The sequence below is a fragment of the Clostridium thailandense genome, assembly GCF_019207025.1.
GTDB classification, from domain to species: Bacteria; Bacillota; Clostridia; order Clostridiales; family Clostridiaceae; genus Clostridium_AM; species Clostridium_AM thailandense.
This window is the reverse complement of sequence record NZ_JAEEGC010000038.1, coordinates 30,397-51,426: the sequence shown is the minus strand read 5'-3', so window position 1 is coordinate 51,426 and position 21,030 is coordinate 30,397. Positions and strand designations below refer to the sequence as shown.

The 21,030-nt window shown below is 28.2% G+C and carries 16 protein-coding genes; 10 read left to right on the top strand and 6 right to left on the bottom strand.

Annotated elements, in window-relative coordinates; translation table 11 throughout:
• The first annotated feature begins 110 nt into the window (after positions 1–110).
• Positions 111–500: a hypothetical protein gene (locus I6U48_RS09575; RefSeq protein WP_218320189.1), complete on the top strand. Its 390-nt coding sequence runs from the start codon at positions 111–113 to the stop codon at positions 498–500.
• Positions 501–770: 270 nt separating this feature from the next.
• Here I6U48_RS09575 and I6U48_RS09570 read toward each other — a convergent pair whose 3' ends face one another.
• On the bottom strand, positions 771–2,285 hold the full coding sequence (locus I6U48_RS09570) for an MBL fold metallo-hydrolase RNA specificity domain-containing protein (protein ID WP_218320188.1): 1,515 nt from the start codon (positions 2,283–2,285) through the stop codon (positions 771–773).
• A gap of 200 nt (positions 2,286–2,485) precedes the next feature.
• On the opposite strand from I6U48_RS09570, the gene I6U48_RS09565 reads away from it, so the two are divergent.
• The 3 genes from I6U48_RS09565 to I6U48_RS09555 are packed head-to-tail and all read left to right on the top strand — an operon-like array spanning position 2,486 to position 5,882.
• The gene (locus I6U48_RS09565; protein ID WP_218320187.1) at positions 2,486–3,457 is read left to right on the top strand and encodes an alpha/beta hydrolase; all 972 of its coding nucleotides are present in this window, start codon (positions 2,486–2,488) and stop codon (positions 3,455–3,457) included.
• 3 nt (positions 3,458–3,460) lie between these two features.
• Positions 3,461–5,281 carry an ATP-binding protein gene (locus tag I6U48_RS09560; protein ID WP_246615273.1) on the top strand — a complete coding sequence of 607 codons (1,821 nt, stop codon included), beginning with the start codon at positions 3,461–3,463 and terminating at the stop codon, positions 5,279–5,281.
• Positions 5,274–5,882, top strand: a complete 609-nt coding sequence (locus tag I6U48_RS09555; RefSeq protein ID WP_218320186.1) for a response regulator — start codon at positions 5,274–5,276, stop codon at positions 5,880–5,882. Before I6U48_RS09560 ends, I6U48_RS09555 begins: the two co-directional genes overlap by 8 nt.
• 284 nt (positions 5,883–6,166) lie before the next feature.
• On the opposite strand, the gene I6U48_RS09550 is transcribed toward I6U48_RS09555, so the two are convergent.
• A complete protein-coding gene (locus tag I6U48_RS09550) occupies positions 6,167–7,435 on the bottom strand; it encodes a D-alanyl-D-alanine carboxypeptidase family protein (RefSeq protein WP_218320185.1) in 1,269 nt (422 codons plus the stop codon).
• A gap of 178 nt (positions 7,436–7,613) precedes the next feature.
• Between I6U48_RS09550 and I6U48_RS09545 the strand changes: the two genes are divergently transcribed.
• Positions 7,614–8,243 carry an NUDIX hydrolase gene (locus tag I6U48_RS09545; RefSeq protein ID WP_218320184.1) on the top strand — a complete coding sequence of 210 codons (630 nt, stop codon included), beginning with the start codon at positions 7,614–7,616 and terminating at the stop codon, positions 8,241–8,243.
• Here I6U48_RS09545 and I6U48_RS09540 read toward each other — a convergent pair.
• Positions 8,236–8,583, bottom strand: coding sequence for a hypothetical protein (locus tag I6U48_RS09540; RefSeq protein WP_218320183.1), 348 nt, complete (start codon positions 8,581–8,583; stop codon positions 8,236–8,238). The two genes, I6U48_RS09545 and I6U48_RS09540, sit on opposite strands and share 8 nt — an antisense overlap.
• A gap of 80 nt (positions 8,584–8,663) precedes the next feature.
• Positions 8,664–9,020 (bottom strand): winged helix-turn-helix transcriptional regulator, encoded by a 357-nt coding sequence (locus I6U48_RS09535; protein ID WP_246615272.1) that lies wholly within the window; start codon positions 9,018–9,020, stop codon positions 8,664–8,666.
• Between the two features lie 260 nt (positions 9,021–9,280).
• Between I6U48_RS09535 and I6U48_RS09530 the strand changes: the two genes are divergently transcribed.
• On the top strand, positions 9,281–9,505 hold the full coding sequence (locus I6U48_RS09530) for a hypothetical protein (RefSeq protein ID WP_218320182.1): 225 nt from the start codon (positions 9,281–9,283) through the stop codon (positions 9,503–9,505).
• A gap of 44 nt (positions 9,506–9,549) precedes the next feature.
• Here I6U48_RS09530 and I6U48_RS09525 read toward each other — a convergent pair whose 3' ends face one another.
• A complete protein-coding gene (locus tag I6U48_RS09525; RefSeq protein ID WP_218320181.1) occupies positions 9,550–11,031 on the bottom strand; it encodes a nicotinate phosphoribosyltransferase in 1,482 nt (493 codons plus the stop codon).
• A gap of 273 nt (positions 11,032–11,304) precedes the next feature.
• Here I6U48_RS09525 and I6U48_RS09520 point away from each other — a divergent pair, with 273 nt between their 5' ends.
• The 3 genes from I6U48_RS09520 (at position 11,305) to I6U48_RS09510 (ending at position 15,677) form a co-directional block, all read left to right on the top strand.
• Entirely contained in the window at positions 11,305–13,329 is a 2,025-nt protein-coding gene (locus tag I6U48_RS09520) for an ATP-dependent helicase (protein WP_218320180.1), read from the top strand.
• A gap of 525 nt (positions 13,330–13,854) precedes the next feature.
• Complete coding sequence (locus I6U48_RS09515) at positions 13,855–15,078, top strand: SGNH/GDSL hydrolase family protein (protein ID WP_218320179.1); 1,224 nt, start codon at positions 13,855–13,857, stop codon at positions 15,076–15,078.
• Between the two features lie 329 nt (positions 15,079–15,407).
• A complete protein-coding gene (locus tag I6U48_RS09510) occupies positions 15,408–15,677 on the top strand; it encodes a hypothetical protein (protein ID WP_218320178.1) in 270 nt (89 codons plus the stop codon).
• Between the two features lie 58 nt (positions 15,678–15,735).
• Here I6U48_RS09510 and I6U48_RS09505 read toward each other — a convergent pair whose 3' ends face one another.
• Positions 15,736–19,008, bottom strand: coding sequence for a DEAD/DEAH box helicase (locus tag I6U48_RS09505; RefSeq protein WP_218320177.1), 3,273 nt, complete (start codon positions 19,006–19,008; stop codon positions 15,736–15,738).
• 180 nt (positions 19,009–19,188) lie between these two features.
• Between I6U48_RS09505 and aspD the strand changes: the two genes are divergently transcribed.
• A complete protein-coding gene (gene aspD / locus I6U48_RS09500) occupies positions 19,189–20,832 on the top strand; it encodes an aspartate 4-decarboxylase (protein ID WP_218320176.1) in 1,644 nt (547 codons plus the stop codon).
• Positions 20,833–21,030 lie beyond the last annotated feature (198 nt).

Genomic DNA, 21,030 nt, shown 5'->3' with positions numbered 1-21,030 from the left:
AAAAATTGTGTTAAATTTTTATTTTTAAAATTAATATATAAAAATTTGCATATATATTAATAAAAAATGAAATATGCTAACCTTTAGTTAGCAACAAAGGGAGATGCTTTATGGCTTCAATTAATTTTGAGTTAAATGAATTGGTGGATATTTTATCAAAAAGTGTTAAAATGCCAGAACAAGTAAATCAGATATGTTGCGAATACAATAAAATAAAAATAACAATTTCTCCAGGTATATTGAGTCCTAATTTTAATCTGTTCTTGACTTATAATAAGTTTTATAAAGGAAAAGTTGTTTTTAATGTTTCATCTAAAGGACCTACTGAACTAATAATTTCATTATTAGATAGATTGGGATTTAGTGTAAGTGGAAATTCATGTGAATTTAATTCAAAACAATTTACTGTGGATATAAACGACTATTTAAAAGATAAATTTAATTTTATAGAAATTAAGGATATCATAAGCAATAGTGGTAGTTTTAGTATAATAATATAAATATAATTTTTGATTTAAATATAGTTCATATTATAGATTATTTGTTTTTTACTCACAATATAGGTATCAACAAAAAAGTAAAGAGGTAGGTATAGTTTTTTATACCTACCTCAAACTATTAATATATTATTAATAGTTTGTAGAAAGAATAATATAGATTTGATGGTATAAAATAAAGGTTATCACAAACCTAAAATATTCTTTATACCTCTACATTAAACCCTCTTTGTGATAATTATTATATCCTTCTAATTTTTAATTATTCTAATTTTAAATATCTTTAATAGCTTCCTTTATTTGATCAAGCAATAGGTTTTTATCCATAGAGTCTAAGTCTTCAACATCATTTAGAATTGCTATAATCTTATTTCTTGCTAAACTGAATTTTTGTGGTATCATTCCAGGAATAAAGGTGTCTCCAGATTTTGCCATGAAAGTTGAATATCCTTTTGATACTAGAAGATCATTGAAACTAGCTACAGCCCCATCATCACCATGAACTAGTAAAATTTTTTGAGGTTTTGTTTTAAAACTGGATAACCATTCTAGAAGACCTTTTCTATCGGCATGACCAGATAATCCTTGAAGCATATATATTTTAGCGTTAACAGCTATTTCTTCACCAAATATCTTAACTTTTTTTGCTCCTTCAACAATGGTTCTTCCTAAAGTTCCTTCTGCTTGATATCCTACAAATACTATGGAAGATTCTTTTCTCCAAAGATTATGCTTTAAATGATGCTTTATTCGACCAGCTTCGCACATGCCGCTAGCAGATATTATGACTGCTCCATGTTGAAGTTTGTTTAAGTTGACAGATTCTTCCGCAGATTTTGTAAAGGTTAATCCTTTAAAATTTAAAGGATCATCACCATTTGCTAAAAGTCTACTAGCTTCTTCATCATAGTATTTGCGATGCCTAGAAAAAATTGCAGTAGACTCTGATGCTAAGGGACTGTCAACATATACAGAAACATCTTTTAGAACATTATCTTCTACATACCTATTTAGTGTATAAAGCACTTCTTGAGTTCTACCAACTGCAAAAGATGGAATAACAACGTTACCACCACGCTTTAGAGTGTCTCTTATTATCTTAGCTAGGTCTTTTAATTCAGAAGATAAGTTAGTATGGAGTCTGTCACCATAGGTTGTTTCCATAATAACGTAATCGGCATAATCAATAAGAGTAGGATCTCTCAAAATAGGTACTTCCTTATTACCTAAGTCACCAGTATAAACTATTTTTGTTTGTTTTCCATCTTCATCTATGAGCATTTCTATTATAGCAGATCCTAGGAGGTGACCAGCATCTCTAAATCTAAATTTAAAACCATCAAATAATTCTATCCATTGATCATAAGGATATCCTTGGAAAAGATACATAGAAACTTGTGCTATTTTTGAAGTATATAGAGGTTCAATTGGAGGAAGCCCTTGTCTTAATCTTTTTCTATTTTTCCACTCAGCCTCAGATTCGAGTATATGACCACTATCGGCTAGCATAACATTGCATAAATCTAGAGTGCCTTCAGTGCATAAAATATCACCTTTGAATCCTTGTTTATATAAAAGTGGAATTCTCCCAGAATGATCTGTATGGGCATGACTTAGAATAACATAATTTATATCTTTAGGGTTAAAATTAAAGGTTTCATTGCCTCTTTCTTTTTCATCTCTTCCTTGATACATACCACAATCTAACAAAATATTCTTATCCTTTACCTTTAAAAGATGGCAGGAACCAGTAACACAACCTGCTGCGCCGTAAAATTCTATTTTCATGTAAATTCCCCCTTAAACGTGTTGTTATTTATATTATAGCATAAAATTTAGAATTGTTAAAATATTTTGAAGAATGGTTTCGAAATTTGACCTTAAATAAAAAGTTTTCTATTTTAAATAGTAGTATTATAATAGAAAATATATGAATTTAGCATGAATATTTATAGAAAATTAAAAAAATAAAATAGGAGGAGATTGCATTGAAAAGAATAATAGCAACTATTGGAGATAATTATGGGATATATGACTTACATAAACAATATAGTAAAATAGATCAGTTCTATTATAATGAAAAGGAAGTTCAAGAACTTAACAGTGAATACTACAAGTTTTGTTTTAGACCTAATATGCCAGAAATAAAGTTTGAGAATAATATGAGACAAGGCGTATATTTAAATGGAAAATTAGAATTCTCAAGTCAAATTGAAAATGGAGATAGCAACAAAAAAGCCATTTTTTATTATAATTTATGTAAAGAGGAAGAAAACATAAATGTTATTATGATACATGGTTGGAGATCAGAACAACTAAATAGATTAGAAAGTATATTTTTGGAAAGTTTTATAAATAAAAGATACAGCATATATAGGTACATATTACCTTTTCATATGGAAAGATGTCCTAGTACATCATATAGTGGAGAATATTTTTTTAGTTCAAATATAAATAGAACTTTAAAATCAGTCCAACAGTGTATTAGTGATGTCAGAGCTTTGATAAGACATATAAAAGAAAATGAAAAAGGAAAAGTGATATTAATGGGCTTATCTTTGGGTGGTCTAGTAACAAATTTAATTTGTGAATTTGAAAAGGATATTGACTTGTTAATTTCTTTATTTTATGCAAATAATTTAGCATTTACAGCTTTTAAATCTATACCAGGTAAGTTTATCAAAGAAGATTTTTGTAAGCACGATTTTAGTGTGAATCTTTTGAATGATTGTTGGAGGATTATAAATCCAAGCTTAAGAAAACCAATAATAGATTTAGATAGAGTATTTTTAATATCAGGAGTTTATGATAAATATGTCCTTGGTGAAGATACAGATATACTTTGGGAAAATTGGGGTGAACCTAAGAGAAGTCTATTGGAATGTGGCCACTCGGGAATAGTTCTTAATAAAAAACAAATTAGAAACGAAACTCTAGAATTTATAAATAAAAGGATATAATATATGTATATGACGTTTACGACACTAGCACTGTTTATAGCAGCACTAGTGATGATTAAAAAAGATTATAAAACTGAATCAACTTGTTGGCTAGCCGGATTTTTGTTTTCTACAGGATTAGGCTCTTTTTCAGTAATGCTTGAAGAGAATTATTTTGTAACACAGCTCAGTAAAGAAAGTATGAATTTAATACATTTTATTAATGCTATACTTTCTACAACTTCTCATTATATGGCTCCATATTGTATTCTACTATATTCAATATCTTGTTCTGATATAATAAAAAATAATAAAAAAATGATATATGGTATATTGTTTATACCTGTAATTTTAAGCTTTATATACTTACCAATAAAAAGCAATTATTTAAGAACACCAGAAGAAGTGGTTCACCATATTAGAATACTATCTACATGGAGCGTACCATATTTATTTACAGCTGTTTACCTAATAATATACTCGTATAATAAAGAAAAATCACGTTTAATGAAAAGATATAAATCCTTGAACCTAGTAATAATTTTACCATGCATTATATATCTAATATTATTTAATTTTATTTTTAGAGATTTTGGTATAGATAATAATTGGAAGGCATTTGCTATTTTGATTCCTATACATTTTTTGACTTTTTTGTATTTTGCAAATCGGTATGGTGTTTTGGGTGTTAGATTAAAAGTTGACAGATATAAATTTGCCTTTGATAATGTGATTGAATTCATATCAGATTCTTTTATTATTCTCGACGAAAAACTTAATATTATAGAAGTTAACAAGACTTTTTTAAATAGCTTTTGTGTATCGAATAAGGTATATAAAAATTTTTATGATATAATTGAAAAAAGCAGTATTAGAAAATATAAAAAAGAATTACTAGATGTAATTGAGCAATCAAAAAAATGTAGTAAAGTATTGGAAATATTGGTTAATATTGAAAATAGGAACAACTACTTCGAAATTCAGGTTAATGCTGTGAAAATAAAAGATGAATACTTTGGGTCAGTTCTTTTATTCAAAGATATTACAGAGCATAAAAAGAATTTAGAGCTTATTAAGCAAAATCAAATTCAATTAATTGAAAAAGAAAGGCTTTTATCATTAAGTCAGCTTATAGGAGGGGTGGCACATAATTTAAAAACACCATTGATGAGTGTATCTGGAGGAATTGAAATAATTAAAAAAGATGCAGAAAAAATCTATGAATATATCAAGAGCAATAACAGTGAAACAGATGAAGTAAAGAAAGCAATAAATGAAATAAGAGAATGGCAGTTCAGGAGCAATGAATACCTGATATATATGACTGATATAATAAACGCTATAAAGGGTCAACTAAGAGAAGTTAATGAGGTAGAAAACGATTTTTCAATAGAAGAAATAATAAATAGAATTTTATTGCTCATGTCTTTTGAAATTCAAAAAAAGAAATGTAAAATCAATAAAAAAATAAATATCAATCAAAGAAAAAAGATTAGAGGTGACATTAATTCTCTTATACAGGTGCTCAATAATTTGATAACTAATGCAATTGAGGCAAGTCCAGAAGGTAATGAAGTAAATTTAGGAGTATATGAAGAAGATAAAAATGTTATATTCTATGTAAAAAATTTTGGAAAAGAAATACCTACTAATATTCAGAAAAAGCTGTTTCAGCAGATGGTTACTACGAAAGGTAAAAATGGAACAGGTCTAGGCTTGTATATAGCAAAATCTCTTGTGAAGGGTCGTCTAAATGGAGAAATATATTTTTATAGTAACAACATAGAAACTTCTTTTTTTGTAAAAATACCATTAATGAAAGAGGATGAAGAACAGCATGGATAAAGATATAAGTATAATGATTATGGATGATGATTGTGGAATAGTAGATTCACTAAAGGTGTTTCTTGGAGATAAATATGATGTTGAAGGGGCTACAAATTCGTTAGAAGGATTAAAAAGATTGCAAGAAAAAAAATTTGATTTATTAGTATTGGATTACTACATTGATGAATTAGATGGAAGTGATGTAATAGAAAGGGTAAGAAAGTTTGATAGCAATATATACACATTATTGCTTACAGGTTATGCTGAGGATGTTCCAGCTTTAGAAGTATTAAAAAATTTGAATATTCAAGGATACTGCGAGAAAAGTGGTGATTTTAAAAATGTCATTATCAGTATTGAAAGTGTAATTAAATCAATAGAATTCTTTAGAACTAAAAAGTGTACTATAGGTCAAAGAATAAAAGATTTAAGAAAATTAAATAATCTGAGTCAAGAGGATGTAGCAAAATATTTAAAAACACAAAAGTCCTCCATTTCACAATATGAATCAGGTGTTGTAATTCCACCAACGCTAACAATCATAAAATTAGCTAAATTATTTAATACTACAACAGATTATATACTCTGCTATGAGCTTGAGATAGAAAAAAGAATTTAAAATTAGTAAAATATAAAGAACTTATGTGAAATACATAAGAAAAGTTTAATATTACTTTTTTATTTTTATATTGACATATTAAAGCATATTAGAATATAATGATAATGTTCAATTATATTGAACTTTTCACGCTTGTAGGTTGAGTTATATCTAAATCTAAACCCACAAATTCAACCATACAAAAAACACATTTAATCCATTAGTTATTTAAAGCTAATGGATTTTTAATTATCAGCATAAATTATAAATTCAAGTAAATAAGAAGTGATAAAATCACTTCTTATTTACCATGTATATTTTCCTCTTTTTTTTCTTCTAATTAAATCCAATAATTTCTTCACTGCAAAAGCTATAATGCCTATAGCGACTAATGTTACAAGTAAAGTGACTCCGTAAATAGGTAGATTATTTTTAAGTAAAGTACCATTAGGTAAATTAGCGTATAGCTTATAATCCTTAGATGAGTTTCTTTCTTTTATTGTTAATGTACCAACCTGACCATTTTCTTTTAATTCAGAAACCGTTATATTATTTAACTTAGTTACTTCTTTTAATTCTTTTTTACTTATTTCATTACTATAATAATAAATATCATCTTTAATTATTACAGGAACATTTATGGTCTTTTCAGGTCCTATAAAGACTAAAGGCTTATATTTAAAAGTTTTAGTAGTTATAACTGAATCTTTTTTATGTAGATTTACTGGTTTAGCGTCATAACTCCAATCTATGATTTTTTTCATGTCGTCAAAAACAAAAGAATCTTTTTGATCATACACAGAATTAAGAACAACACCTAAAATTTTTCTTCCATTACGCTCATAAAATGCTACCAAACATCTTCCAGCAGGAAGAGTATATCCTGTTTTTCCACCAATACAGCCGTCTTTTCCCAAGAGTTTATTTGTGTTATCTATAAGAAATGTAGTACCTTTTGATGTCTTTATACTGCTTTTTGATTTACTCATAGTTTCTCTAATCCATTGATTTTGAAAAGCAGTATTTGCTATAATACTTAAATCATAAGCGGTTGTATAATGATTTGGATCATGAAGGCCGTTAGGAGTAACAAAGTGAGTATTACTTAAATTTAAGTTTTTAATTTCTGCATTCATCTTATCCGCAAAATCTGTTGCATTTTTAGATATATTCTCAGCAATCATATACGCAACATCATTACCAGAGTACACTAGAAGCCCATCCATAGCATCTTGAGCAGTCATTGTTTCACCTATATCTATTGGATGAAGATTTACATTTAAAGATACATTAGGTTGTACTTTAGCGTCTGCTGTGTAAGTTAAAACATCTGTCTTTGATTTATTTTTTGCAAAAATTAATGCTGTTAAAAGTTTAGTGGTACTTGCCGGATACATTTGCTTGTCTACATCTTTAGCATATATAATTTCACCTGTTTGCATATCTATTGTGATAGCTGCTTTGCCATAAATTTGTGGATCTGGTTTTTGAGGAGCATTATCAGCAAAAACATTAGTATTTAAAGAAAGAATAAAAATAAATATAAAAAAAATAGATAGTCTTTTTTGTTTCAATGTTCATCTCTCCGTTTATCCTAAATTTGTGTACAGATTTTATATAAAATATTATAATTGAATCATAACATTTTTCAGTATAACACTTACAATGAAATTTTACAATCGACTGTATTAAATTAGATTTAATAAATTTATTATAGAAAACTCAAAATTATATTAACTGGGAGTGAAGATAATGATAGATAAAATAAAAAATATATTTATGAATAGAGAAGAGGAAATGATAGGAACATACAATAAAAGTGCAGTTATGATTTTGCTTTGCGAAGAAAATGATAAGACAAATATAATTTTTGAAGTAAGATCACTAAACTTAAGACATCAGCCAGGAGATATATGTTTACCTGGGGGTAAGATAGAGAAGAATGAAACTCCACAGGAAGCTTCAATAAGGGAATCAATGGAGGAATTAAATTTAAAAAGGGAAGATATAGAATTTATAGGAAATATGGACTATATTGTTACACCATACAATTTTATAATTTATCCATTTATTGCTCGAATTACAAAGTCTGAAATAAATCCCAATAATAGTGAAGTTGATCATGTTTTCAAGGTTCCCTTACAATTTTTTTTAGAAAATTATCCTAAGTTGTATCAACTATCAATAACATCAGATCCAGGTGATGAGTTTCCATACCATCTTATACGAAACGGAAAAAATTATAAATTTAGAACTGGAAAGGTTCCTGAATATTTTTACAAATATGATAATTATATAATATGGGGATTTACAGCGCTAATCATAAAAGCTTTTGTTGATATAATAAAAAATGACGCAAAAAAAGAAGGACATCTTATATAGATGCCTTCCCTTTTACTCTTAAAGAAAAAATAAAGGATAGCAGCATGAGAACTACATATATTAATAAATATACTATTGGAATTAATTGTATTGAAAATAAAAACTTTATAGATGCATAAATTAATATAGAAACTATAAACCAGAACATGCATACATTAGAAACCTGTTTGTTTTTTAATCTCCAAGTTTCAGGATCTTTCATCTGTCCAATTATTTTATCTCTAGAATTACTCTCTGGAGATGTTTTGGTAAATAAAAGTCTGAAATATAAATACGCTGCTATACAGGCTATGGAAACTCCAAGTAAAAAGTAGGAGAAAGATATACTTGTTAGATACATTATAACAACTCCCCGCATATGAATTTTATAATAATAGTTTAACCCAAAAATAAAAAATAAGTAGTAAATAATTATACTACTTATTCATTCTCGTATTTGTTATAATATTCCTTACCCCATTTGCACATAGTATCTAAAACAGGCATAAGACTTTGTCCTTCTCTTGTTAGAGAGTATTCGACCTTTGGAGGAACTTGAGGATAAACCTTTCTGTTTATCATTCCATCTGCTTCTAATTCTCTGAGCTGTTGAGTTAACATTTTTTGAGTAATTCCAGGAAGGGATTTTTTTACTTCGCTAAATCTTTTTGTTCCTCCAACACCTAAATGCCATAGTATTAGAGTTTTCCATTTTCCACCGATGATGTCCAAGGTTAACTCCATTGAGCAAGTATATTCTTTATTTCTTATTTTCATGATTTTACATTCGCTTTCCATTAGATTATGCTCCTTTAAATAAATTAGTATGATTATAATTACATATCTATAACATTTAATTTTTATTAAATTAGTAATGTGTTACTTATAGAATTATATCATTTAAGTATATTCTATTCAAATTATGAGGTTGATAATTTGTTATAACTCAATTATGTAAAAAAAATAAAAAAATGGTAATTTATATTCAATTTTACTGTTTATTAATGTATAATGAAATTAGTTTAATTCATATCCGATTGGGAAGGGGAGAGGTTATTATGGATGATTGCCCATTTTTATCAACTTATGAAAAAGGTGTAGAATGTTTTAGAGGATGCGCTTTGTATGAGTATAAGGGCACAGGTGGTATTTGTCCCTTTAAAAAATTTTCTCAATATTCTGGAATTATATCAAGGAGTAGGAAGGATTTAATTGATTTTTATGAAAAAGACTATCCTTTTCTTAGAAATTCGTTTTTAGAAGAAAATAATCAATATCTTTAAGATAAAAAGACAGATTAGAAATCTGTCTTTTTATCTTATTATTTTTATTCTTCGTATTCACTAGAATATTCATGAAGTAATTGCTGCTTTAAATCCCAAAGTCCTTTCGATAAATCTATGTAGTAGTTGTGGGGATTTTCAAATCTTAAAACAGCAGGCCAAAATTTTTCAGTTTCTTCTTTTACAATATTTTTAATTTCCATGACATCAGGACTTTCATATACTAATTTTCCCTTATCAAAGATCTTAACTAAAAGTTCCTTTGTATAAAAATCTTTAATTCTCTTCTTTTTCCAGGTGAAAACTGGATCAAATAATTCCATAGACTCAGTTTGATCTATAACTTCTTCCTGAAGAGTTATTAAATCTGCTATAGCTTTATTATCAGTTTTATCAAATATTCTAAAGATTTTTTTAAATCCTGGATTGGTAATCTTTTCTTCATTTTCACTTATCTTTATTTTAGGTATAATATTTCTATTGTCATCTTCCACAGCAACGAGTTTATAAACTCCTCCGAAAACAGGTTCTGATTTTGCAGTTATTAATCTTTCGCCTACACCAAAGGAATCAATTTTAGCACCTTGGCTTAAAACATCTCTTATAATAAATTCATCCAGAGAGTTAGATACAACAATATTTACATCGCTAAATCCAGCCTCATCAAGTATCTTTCTGCACTTTTGTGTTAAATATGTAATATCACCACTATCTATTCTTACTCCTTTAGGCCTATAACCTTTAGGCAATAACACTTCATTAAAGACTTTTATAGCATTTGGAAGACCAGATTTTAGTACGTTATATGTATCTATAAGTAGAACACAATTATCTGGATATACATCAGCCCATGCCTTAAAAGACTCATATTCACTAGAAAATAATTGTATCCAACTGTGGGCCATGGTTCCAACTGCTGGTATTCCAAACATTTGCTCAGTAATTGTACAGGCAGTAGAATCACATCCTCCAATAACAGCAGCTCTTGCGCCATAGATCGCACCATCATAGCCTTGAGCTCTTCGAGAGCCAAATTCCATAATTGGTCTACCTTTAGCGGCTCGGCATATTCTATTAGCCTTTGTAGCTATCAGAGTTTGATGGTTTATGGTTAAAAGTATCATTGTTTCAATAAATTGGGCCTGAATTGCAGGACCTCTAACAACAACTAGAGGTTCATTTGGAAATACGGGATTTCCTTCTGGAATTGCCCATACATCACAACAAAATTCGAAATTTTTTAGATAGTCTAAAAATTTTTCCGAAAATATATTTTTTTCTCTTAGGTATTCTATATCATCGTTAGTAAATTTCAAATTAGAAAGATACTCAATTATTTGTTGAACACCTGCCATAATACAATATCCGCCACCATCAGGAATTTTTCTAAAGAACATATCAAAATAAGCTATTGTATTTCCAGCTCCGCTTTCTAAGTACCCATTTCCCATTGTAAGCTCATAGAAATCAACTAACATCGTAAGATTTCTTCCATTTCTTATGTCAAAATTCTTGGTATATTCCATAATTTAATCTCCTCTATCAGTTTTTATAAAATTAATAAGTGGTAATAATTATATATATCAATATTGTAATACTTTACTAATGTTATTACAATAGTTCAAAAAACTTAGTAATATGTTATATAATATGATATTAGAGCACTTTATTCATGAGAATAAAATATGAAAAAATTTATGTGGAATAGTATATTTGAAATTTGACTTGTTTTGTGGGATATGTTAAATTTTAAATTTGCATTCTGTAAAAGGCATATAAATTGGTAGAAGGAGAAAAACATGTTTAGAGATTTAGATATATATCAGCAAAGAGCGGTCTACACTGAGAATAAAAACGTTCTCATAGTAGCTCCACCAGGTTCGGGAAAAACAACAGTAATTATAAATAGAGCCATTTATCTTATAGAAGAAAAAAAGGTAAATCCAGATAATATGATAATAATAACTTTTACAAGGGCAGCAGCATTAAACATGAAAAGCAGGTATTTAAAATTAACTAACAATAGAAAAACTCCTTTTTTTGGAACTTTTCATGCACTTTTTTATAAAATATTGAGTAGGCATTTAGGAAAGATAAATATAATAAAAAGTAGCGATGGATTTAGATTAGTTAATGGAATTTTAGTTTCTTATTTGGATTCTGTAGGAGAAGAAAAAGTAAAAGAAGTTTTAAATGATATATCTTTATTTAAAAACAGTGGTGAATTTATAGAATACTATAAACCCAAAATAGATAAAAGTATTTTTATAGAATGTTTGAAGGCATATGAAAATTTTAAATCTGAAAATAATCTTATGGATTTTGATGATCTTCAAATTAATGCTAAAAAGTTATTTTTAAATAGACCAGAGCTTTTAAATTCTTATAAAAGACTTTTTAAATACATATTAATAGATGAATTTCAGGATTGTGATAAACTGCAAATAGAACTGCTTCAAGATCTAGGAGATAACAATTCCATTTTTGCTGTAGGTGATGAAGATCAATGTATATACGGGTTTAGAGGGTCAAGGCCGGATTGTATGGTGGATTTTGATAAATACTTTAATAATGGAAAAAAAGTATTCTTAAGAATGAATTATAGAAGTAGTGAAGATATTGTTCAATTATCAAAAAAACTTATAAAAAATAATAAAACAAGAAACTTTAAAGAAATAGAGGCTAATAAAAAGGAAAAGGGAAAAATTAATTTTTTTAACTTAGAGAACGAAAAAAATCAATCAACAAGGATTGCGGAGTTGATACAAGAACTTGTTAGAGAAAATAAGCAGAAATATAACAATTCAGCAGTCTTGTTTAGAACTAATTTAGAAAGTAGAAGCATTGTAGATGCTTTTCTAAAAAAAGATATTCCCTTTAAACTTGTTGACAAGGAGTATAATTTTTTTGAGCATTTTATATGTAAAGATATGATAGCGTATTTAAAGTTAAGTATTGATACCAGTAACAAGGAAAGTTTTATAAGGATAATAAATAAACCTTTTAGATATATTAGTAAAGTTAATATTGAAAAGGTACGAAGAAATATTGTAAAAGAAAATTGCTTTGAAGTCTTAAAAAATCTAGAAGATATGCCTATATTTCAAATGAAAAATATTGATAAATTAGAAAAGGATGTAGTCAGATTAAATAAGATGTTTTTAAAGGATGCAATAAATTTTATAATTACAGATTTAGGTTATTATAATTATATATATGAGTATAGTCAAAAGATAAAAATAGATATTTCTGAATTAATGGATGTAGTAGAGGAATTCAAGGATGCAGCAGAAGACTTTAATAGTATAACTTCTTTTTTCGTTCACATAGATGAAACCAAAGAAGTTATGAGTAAAAGGGCTCCAGATGAGAATAGTGTAATACTGAGCACTATTCATGGAGTAAAAGGAATGGAATTTGACAATGTATTTATTGTTAACTGTGACGAAGGAGTAGTACCTCATATAAACAGCATTCCTCAGAATATAGAAGAGGAGAGAAGGCTGTTTTATGTAGCTGTAACTAGGGCTATTAAAAATTTAAACATGTTTTCAACTAGGGTATTAAAAGGTAAAGGAAAAGAATTATCTAGATTCATAGGGGAATGTGGCCTAGGAATTAAGGAAGAAGTAGACAATAGAGACTATGTTAACCCATATAAAATAGGAGACGAAGTAGTACATAAAGCTTTTGGTAAAGGAAAAGTAACAGCAGTAGATAGAAACTATATAGATATTAATTTTGCTAATGGAACAGAGAGAAAATTTGATGCTTGTATTTTAGAGAGAAGTTGCTTGATAATTAATGAGGATAAAGTTAGCTAGGCATAATTAGAGACATCTATTCCATACATGTAACAAATTAAAAACAGGTGAAAGTATGGAATAGAAAATGCTGAAATATTGTAAGTAATGTTAAAGAAATTAATTCGTTATTTTTATTTTTGTGGTGTAGAAAAAACTAGACACATTTTATTAAATAAAAATTCACAATTAAAAGATTGAAAATTTAGAAAATATAGAATATAATATAAATATAGTAAGCAGCGGTAGTAATATAATGAATAAAACAAATAGTACAAGCCATATAAAGTTAAAAATGCATTATATAACATTAAGCGTCCTAAGGAAGCAGAACCTTAGAGGAAAATAGTCCCTAATATAGTACATATAAATATATGTTATAAATAAACACTTAGGTTAGACTGGGTGTTTATTTTGTTTGTAAAATTCAAGCTATAAATTAAGGAGGGTTTGCAACGATACGTATGTAATAAACTATATTTACACATATTAAAATATACTAGGTATAGATATTAAAATATTAAAAATCTATAAAGGAGTATGAACATGAGAGAAAGACTATTAAAGATTATCTTTGCTGTAGCTGTATTTTGTGTGATGCTTTTTATAGGGTTGTCAAAGAAAAGCAATTTGTTAAAAAACACCAAGGCACCAGTAAAAACAACCCAAGAGCAATCACCTTATAAGAAATATGGACATAACATAGATGAGGGGTTATCAAAATATAAAGAAGCACTAAAGAATTCAGGTACTCAGAAAGTAAAAATATATTGCATAGGTGAGTCTAACACAAGGGGAGAATATTCCAGCGATGAGGTAAACAAGTCCTGGGTTGGTGTAATGAAAACATCTTTGCAGAATCAATATGGTGATGCTGGAGAAGGTTTTATTAGTATATACGAAGGTGCACTGCCTCCTGGCACTAAGCCTAGATGGGCAGTGGGAAGTGGTTGGAAGGTTTATGGTGCTCCTAATGTTATTAATACTAATGTCGGTGGTTTTGGTGGTTGTTATGGATCTTCCTCTGGAAACATTTCCTCTGCAACTTTAGTTTTTACTGGAACAGATTTAGATTTGTTATATTCAAGGACAAAAGATGGAGGTACAGCTACAGTAGCAATAGATGGTAAGGAAGTAGATACTATAAACTGCTTTGGCGAAGAATCAAGTTTTTCGCATAAAACTTCCTACTCAGGCTTAAGTAAGACTGAACATACATTGATAATAACTCCTAATACAAAATCAAATGTTTATATAGAAGGTGCAATTTCTTCATCAAATAAAACTGGAGTTCAAGTAGATAAGATATCAATTTCTAGCAAAGGAGCTGGTTACTTTAATTCACCTTTGCAAAAAAGCAGTTGGAATACTATTCCTAATCCCGATTTGGTAATTTTGTCCTTTGGCCTTAATGAAGCATCAAATCATATTCCAGTAGAAACTTATAAAACAAATATGGTAGAATTAGTAACTTACTGGAAGGGAAGGGGTAGTGATGTATGCATTGTGCCAAATCAAAAGCCTGCTGAATCATGGACAAAAATTTGGCCAGATTATGTGTCAGCAATGTATGAAATATCAAGTGCTTATAATACTGGAATTATAGATATTTATGAAGCTTTTTTTAAAGATTATACTTTAGCACAACAACAAGGACTATTTGGAATGGCAAGAAATGATTATTCTGGAGGCAGCGGAACCAATACCGGACATCCTAGTGATAAAGGCTATAAATATATTGGAGATGTTATTTACGCCAATCTACAATAAATTTACTAAAACAAATGAAAAGAAAGATAACAATGTTTTGTTACTAAATTTCTTTTTATTTGTTTTTTTTATTTAAATTAATTTACAAAATGTTGAATTTATTAAATTTTGTAATATAATATATATAATGGTGTAAAAGTTTACAAATGCGTATTGAACTTTTAGTATAATTAGAAATAAAAATTTACTATATATTAAAGCTTGCAATACATAAATATAACAATTAACTAGTATTATTAAACTATTAGATGAATTCTATTTTTAGAAACAAATGGAGTAATAGGTGAAATTTAATCCTAAAAATTATACTATAAAGGAGAAGTCAAAAAATGGACAATAATATCATATCAAGTAATGGTTATAAAATAGTTCAAGATAAACTAGTACTAAATTTTAAGGATACGATAAACTATTTTAAAACTACAACAAAAGGAGTTATAAAGGCAATCATCAATAATGATGAGAGCAATATAATTATATTAAGAAATAATGAAGAGTTTGAAATTAAAGACCTATCGATTTATAAGGTAGAGTTTATAAGAGATGTTGAAAATTGCTTTTTTGCTAAGGTAAAATACTTTGGAGCTGTAAAGAATTAGAGATTTTAAGTACAAGCTAAATACGTGGATATTTAGCTTGTATTCATCCTTAGATACTTTATTTAAAAAGTTCTAAAAGTTCATCTTCACTCATCCCAGAAATAAGCATATCTTGATTAGAACTTTCATTGATTACATTGTGAACCATTTTCTTTTTCTTTTCTTGAATACTATAGATTTTTTCTTCTATAGTTCCTTTTGCTATAAGCTTTATAACTTCTACCGTATTTTTTTGACCGATTCTATGAGCTCTATCAGAAGCCTGATTCTCTACAGCAGGATTCCACCATGGATCATAGTGTATTACTATATCTGCTGATGTTAAATTAAGTCCTGTGCCACCAGCTTTAAGAGATATTAAAAATATAGGGGTATCACCTTTATTAAATTCTTTAACTAGAATAGTTCTATCGGCTGATTTTATAGTCCCATCTAAATACATGTAATTTATATTCTCTTCTATGAACTTTTTAGCTATATTTTTTAATACTGAAGTAAATTGAGAAAATATGAGTATTTTATGTCCTGCATTAATATTATTTTCTACAATATTTAGCAATATCTCAAGTTTTCCATTTTCACCTTTATAATCTTCAATAAAAGTAGAAGGATCACAACATATTTGGCGAAGTCTTGTAAGTATAGATAATATCTTGATTTTACTTTTGTTAAAACCTTTGTACTGTATTTCGGTATCTAATTCCTCTTTAGCCTTTGCAAGAAAAGCAGCATACACTTTTTTCTGTTCATCAGTCATATCTATAGTTACATTATGTTCAATTTTTGGAGGAAGCTCTTTAATTACATCTTTTTTTAATCTTCTTAAAATAAAGGGCCTTATATGATTACTTAAATCTTCTAAGGCTTTACTACTATTTTTTTTAATAATAGGTATTTCATATTTTTGAGTAAATTTTCTATGACTTAAGAGATATCCAGGCATAATAAAATCAAAAATAGACCAAAGTTCTGTTAGGGAATTTTCAATAGGTGTGCCTGTTAGTGCAAAATATCCATTTGCCTTTATACTTTTTACGCTCCTAGTATTTAATGAATCTGGATTTTTAATATTTTGAGCTTCATCTAAAAAACAGTATCTAAATTTAATATCTTTATATTCCTCTATATCTCTTTTAATTAAAGCATAGGAAGTTATAACTATATCTGCTTCATTTATCGCAGTCCTTTGAGCCTCTCGTTCATTTCTATTTCCTGAAATAACCAAACATTTTAAATCAGATTGAAACTTTTTTATTTCATCTGCCCAATTATATACCAAAGATGTTGGACAAACTACTAGAGTAGGAATATTAGTAGAATTTTCAACTATTTCTGATTTTATAAAAGCTATGGTTTGAAGCGTTTTTCCAAGTCCCATTTCATCTGATAAGATTCCGCCGAACCCACAACGTGAGAGCGTTTTTAACCATTTCAATCCAAATTTTTGATAACCTCTCATAACATTGTTTAAGTTATCTGGAAGAGCATAATCTAGCTCAGTAATATCTTTAATATTATTTACTAAGTCTTTAAAGGATTTTTTTCTTTCTACAAAATCAATATTATTTTCTCTTAAATTCGTATCTATGTAAATTGCATTGTATTTTGATAAAAGTATTTTGTCTTTTCGTAAATCTGAGTTGCATAGATTTAAATAATCTATCATATCTGCTATATGTAGAAGTTTATCAGAAGTAAGTGGAACAAAGCCGCCATTTTTCAATCTATAATATTTTTTCTTCTGTTTTATAGAATCAAATATGTTTTTTAATTCTCTTTTATCAATACCTTCAATATCGAAACTAAATTCTAATAGATCCTCATTATTAAGCCTTACTGCGGATCTATAGTTTTTAGGAGTATAAATTTTTATAGATTTAAACTCTTCAGAATAATAGATATCAGACAGTTTTTCAAGTATATCTTTACCGTTAATCATAAAATCCAAAAGCTTTTCTTCATCTTGTATTACAAAGTTGTAGCTATTTTCTTTAAATCCAAAGTTCGCAAGAGTAGCAATTATTTCATATTCGTTAGATATATCCCTAACTAATGGCTTAGAAATAGGTTTATTCTCCTTGTATTTTAAAGCATTAAACTCTATTTCACCATATTTAAATAGAACTGTAGCTGTTATTAATTCATGGTCTTTATCAAAATATATAATTGATTTTAAAGGTTCTTGATAAAGTTTTTCCTCAATATTTTTATCTATTGTTAATTTTTTACTAATTTTATTTAATGATGGTATAATAAAAGACGCAACATTTGATATCTCTTCTTCATGAAAGTTAATTTTATTTTCACCTTTTTTAATAAAAATATCATAAAAAGGTTTATATGTTTTTAGTTGATTATAAGACGGCATATATATATTGCTATTATAAAAAAAGAAATTACTATCATTTGTTATAGGAATAGCTAATGGAGAGGACTGATATAGTGTTATTTCACTATGTTTAGTCTCAATTTTAAATTCCAAAGGAAAATCTTCTTTTATAACTAACACATCAGTGAATTTATCACCGTTCATAATTAGTTCGAATTTTTTATTTTCCAGTAAATAAAATAATTTTTTTATATAATTTTCTGATAGATATACTTTTTTACCTACTATAAATTTAGAGTTATTTTCCTTAATACCAGCTAAAGATTGAGAAGTCTTATCTATATCATATATGTCAAATAAAATATTTAATATCTCATTATCCTCTTCTCTAAATTTATGGAGGCTGGGATTAAAAGTAAAATTTTTTCCAAACTCCATACATTCATTATTTAGTATTGATTTAATAAATTCTTTAACGTCTTTTACCACATATAATCTTCCAAAACCAACTTTAAGTTCAAGAGAAAGTAAAGAACTATTTAAACCTTCAGATTCTAGCTTTAAGTCTACATTTAATAACTTACTTTCAGTTTTAAATTTAACAGTTGAGAAACTATCTTTAATTTGATTAAATAAAGAGTTATTTAGCTTAGTATTTATTGCTTTTAATATTTCTCTTTTTTCTCTGCAATATTTAAAGAGTACTGCTATTATATGCTCACACATGTTTCCTTGAGTATAACTTCTTGGGTAGGATTTACAATTACAAACACCATGTATAGATGTTGAATAGCTTGTAAAGTACACTTTTACATCATATTCTTTAGAAAAGTTAGATTCAGAATTAACTTTTGCAGAAATTGTAATTTTTTTGAAATTGGTTTTGTTTTCTATGGCTACATCAATCTGATGTACTTTATTACTTAAATAGTAACTAATACCTTTCTCATAACTTTCACCGTATCCATAACTTGATATTAGATCTTCATCAATGTCAAACAAATATATTCACTCCTGTAGAATTATTTACCATGTTATCAAATTAGCAGTATGTAAACTTTTATAACCTATTTTACCAATCTATTATATCACTATTGACAACTTTAATCATAAGAATACATTTCAAAAAAAATGGAGAAAATAAATTCTGAATTTATATAGTTATGTAAAGGAGTAATAGTTATGGATACTCATAATGTTCAACGTGAAGAATTGGAAGCTATTTATGGTAAAATTAGTCCCTTTGAATTAAAAGATAGATTAATTAATTTGGCTAATGGACAAAGGGAAAAAAGTGTGCATGCTTTGTTAGACGCGGGTAGAGGCAATCCTAACTGGACTGCCGCAACACCACGAGAAGCCTTTTTTGCCTTCGGTCAATTTGCAGTTGAGGAGACGCGAAGGGTATGGAACAATCGTGATTTAGCTGGAATGCCTAGAAAAGAAGGCATTGCAGAACGTTTTGAAAATTATATTAATAGGCATAGTGGAGAACCAGGTATAGAATTGGCTAGCAATATAATTAATTATGGAATAAAGGAAAAAAGCTTTGAGCCAGATGAATGGGTACATGAACTAGCAGATGGAATTATTGGTGATAACTATCCAGTACCAGATAGAATGCTAATACACATTGAAAAAATTGTTCATGATTACCTTGTTCAGGAAATGTGTTATAACAAACCACCAGTTGGTAAGTTTTATTTATATGCTGTTGAAGGAGCTACTGCAGCAATGTGTTATATATTTGACTCATTAATTGCTAATGAATTATTAGGCAGAGGTGATAAAATTGCAGTTATGACACCAATATTTACTCCTTATTTAGAAATTCCCCATTTGCCACGATATGATTTTGAAGTTATTGAGATTATTGCAGAAGAAATGACTGAGGATATGACACATACCTGGCAGTATCCTAAATCACAGCTGGATAAGCTTAAGGATACAAGTATAAAGGCTTTATTTATAGTAAATCCAAGTAATCCGCCTTCTGTAGCAATGAAACCTGAATCGGTAGAAATACTTAAAGAAATAGTTGAAAAATATAACCCTAATATTATGATCATTTCAGATGATGTATATGGAACTTTTGTTGATAATTTCCGATCTGTAGTAGCGGATTTGCCCTTTAACTCAGTTGGTGTTTATTCTTTTTCAAAGTATTTTGGGGTAACTGGTTGGAGATTAGGGGTTATTTCACTTTATGAGCATAATATATTTGATAAATTATTAAAAGAGTTACCTGAAGAAAAAAAGAAGGAACTCAATAAGCGTTATGAAGCTCTTTCTACTAATCCAGAGGAGATGCCTTTTATCAATAGAATTGTAGCGGATAGTCGACAAGTAGCGCTTAACCACACTGCAGGATTATCAACTCCACAGCAGGTTCAAATGGCATTTTTTTCAGCTTTTGCTTTGCTTGATAGAGAAAACAATTATAAAAAATTAACAAAGGATATTTGCCGACGCCGTCAGATGTTATTATTCAATAGTCTTGGAATAAATTTAAGAAAAGACCCTTATGATGCAGCTTATTATACAGAATTTGACTTGCTGGAATGGGCGAATCATTACTATGGAGATGAGTTTGCTAAGTATCTACAAAATAATCATAAACCTGTAGATATTCTATTCCGTTTAGCAGAAGAATCATCAATAGTGCTACTAAGTGGCGGTGGATTTCATGGCCCAGAATGGTCAATAAGAATATCCCTTGCCAATCTAAGCGATGAGGCATATTCTAAAATCGGAGAGGTTCTTCACAAAATATTAGAAGAATATGTTACAAAGTGGAAGGAAACTAAAGAGATTCAATATATATAATTACTCACAACAAGGGCTGTTGCACTTATACAAGATATTTACACCATTCAATTAACTTATGCGCAGGGATATATTGACATTCTGGAAGGCACATTTAAATACTTTTATTATAAGTCTTAGCGAAGTATTTTAGAAAGTCTTAGGACTATTGATTTGTTCGAGGTACGAGTTTATCAATGGTCCTTAGACTTTCTAAAT

Bases quoted from the DNA above. Each gene is read 5' to 3' on its own strand.
- I6U48_RS09570 (WP_218320188.1), bottom strand. From the start codon at position 2,285: ATGAAAATAGAATTTTACGGCGCAGCAGGTTGTGTTACTGGTTCCTGC.
- I6U48_RS09560 (WP_246615273.1), top strand. From the start codon at position 3,461: ATGTATATGACGTTTACGACACTAGCACTGTTTATAGCAGCACTAGTG.
- I6U48_RS09545 (WP_218320184.1), top strand. From the start codon at position 7,614: ATGATAGATAAAATAAAAAATATATTTATGAATAGAGAAGAGGAAATG.
- I6U48_RS09575 (WP_218320189.1), top strand. From the start codon at position 111: ATGGCTTCAATTAATTTTGAGTTAAATGAATTGGTGGATATTTTATCA.
- I6U48_RS09530 (WP_218320182.1), top strand. From the start codon at position 9,281: ATGGATGATTGCCCATTTTTATCAACTTATGAAAAAGGTGTAGAATGT.
- I6U48_RS09510 (WP_218320178.1), top strand. From the start codon at position 15,408: ATGGACAATAATATCATATCAAGTAATGGTTATAAAATAGTTCAAGAT.
- I6U48_RS09535 (WP_246615272.1), bottom strand. From the start codon at position 9,020: ATGGAAAGCGAATGTAAAATCATGAAAATAAGAAATAAAGAATATACT.
- aspD (WP_218320176.1), top strand. From the start codon at position 19,189: ATGGATACTCATAATGTTCAACGTGAAGAATTGGAAGCTATTTATGGT.
- I6U48_RS09520 (WP_218320180.1), top strand. From the start codon at position 11,305: ATGTTTAGAGATTTAGATATATATCAGCAAAGAGCGGTCTACACTGAG.
- I6U48_RS09525 (WP_218320181.1), bottom strand. From the start codon at position 11,031: ATGGAATATACCAAGAATTTTGACATAAGAAATGGAAGAAATCTTACG.
- I6U48_RS09555 (WP_218320186.1), top strand. From the start codon at position 5,274: ATGGATAAAGATATAAGTATAATGATTATGGATGATGATTGTGGAATA.
- I6U48_RS09540 (WP_218320183.1), bottom strand. From the start codon at position 8,583: ATGTATCTAACAAGTATATCTTTCTCCTACTTTTTACTTGGAGTTTCC.
- I6U48_RS09515 (WP_218320179.1), top strand. From the start codon at position 13,855: ATGAGAGAAAGACTATTAAAGATTATCTTTGCTGTAGCTGTATTTTGT.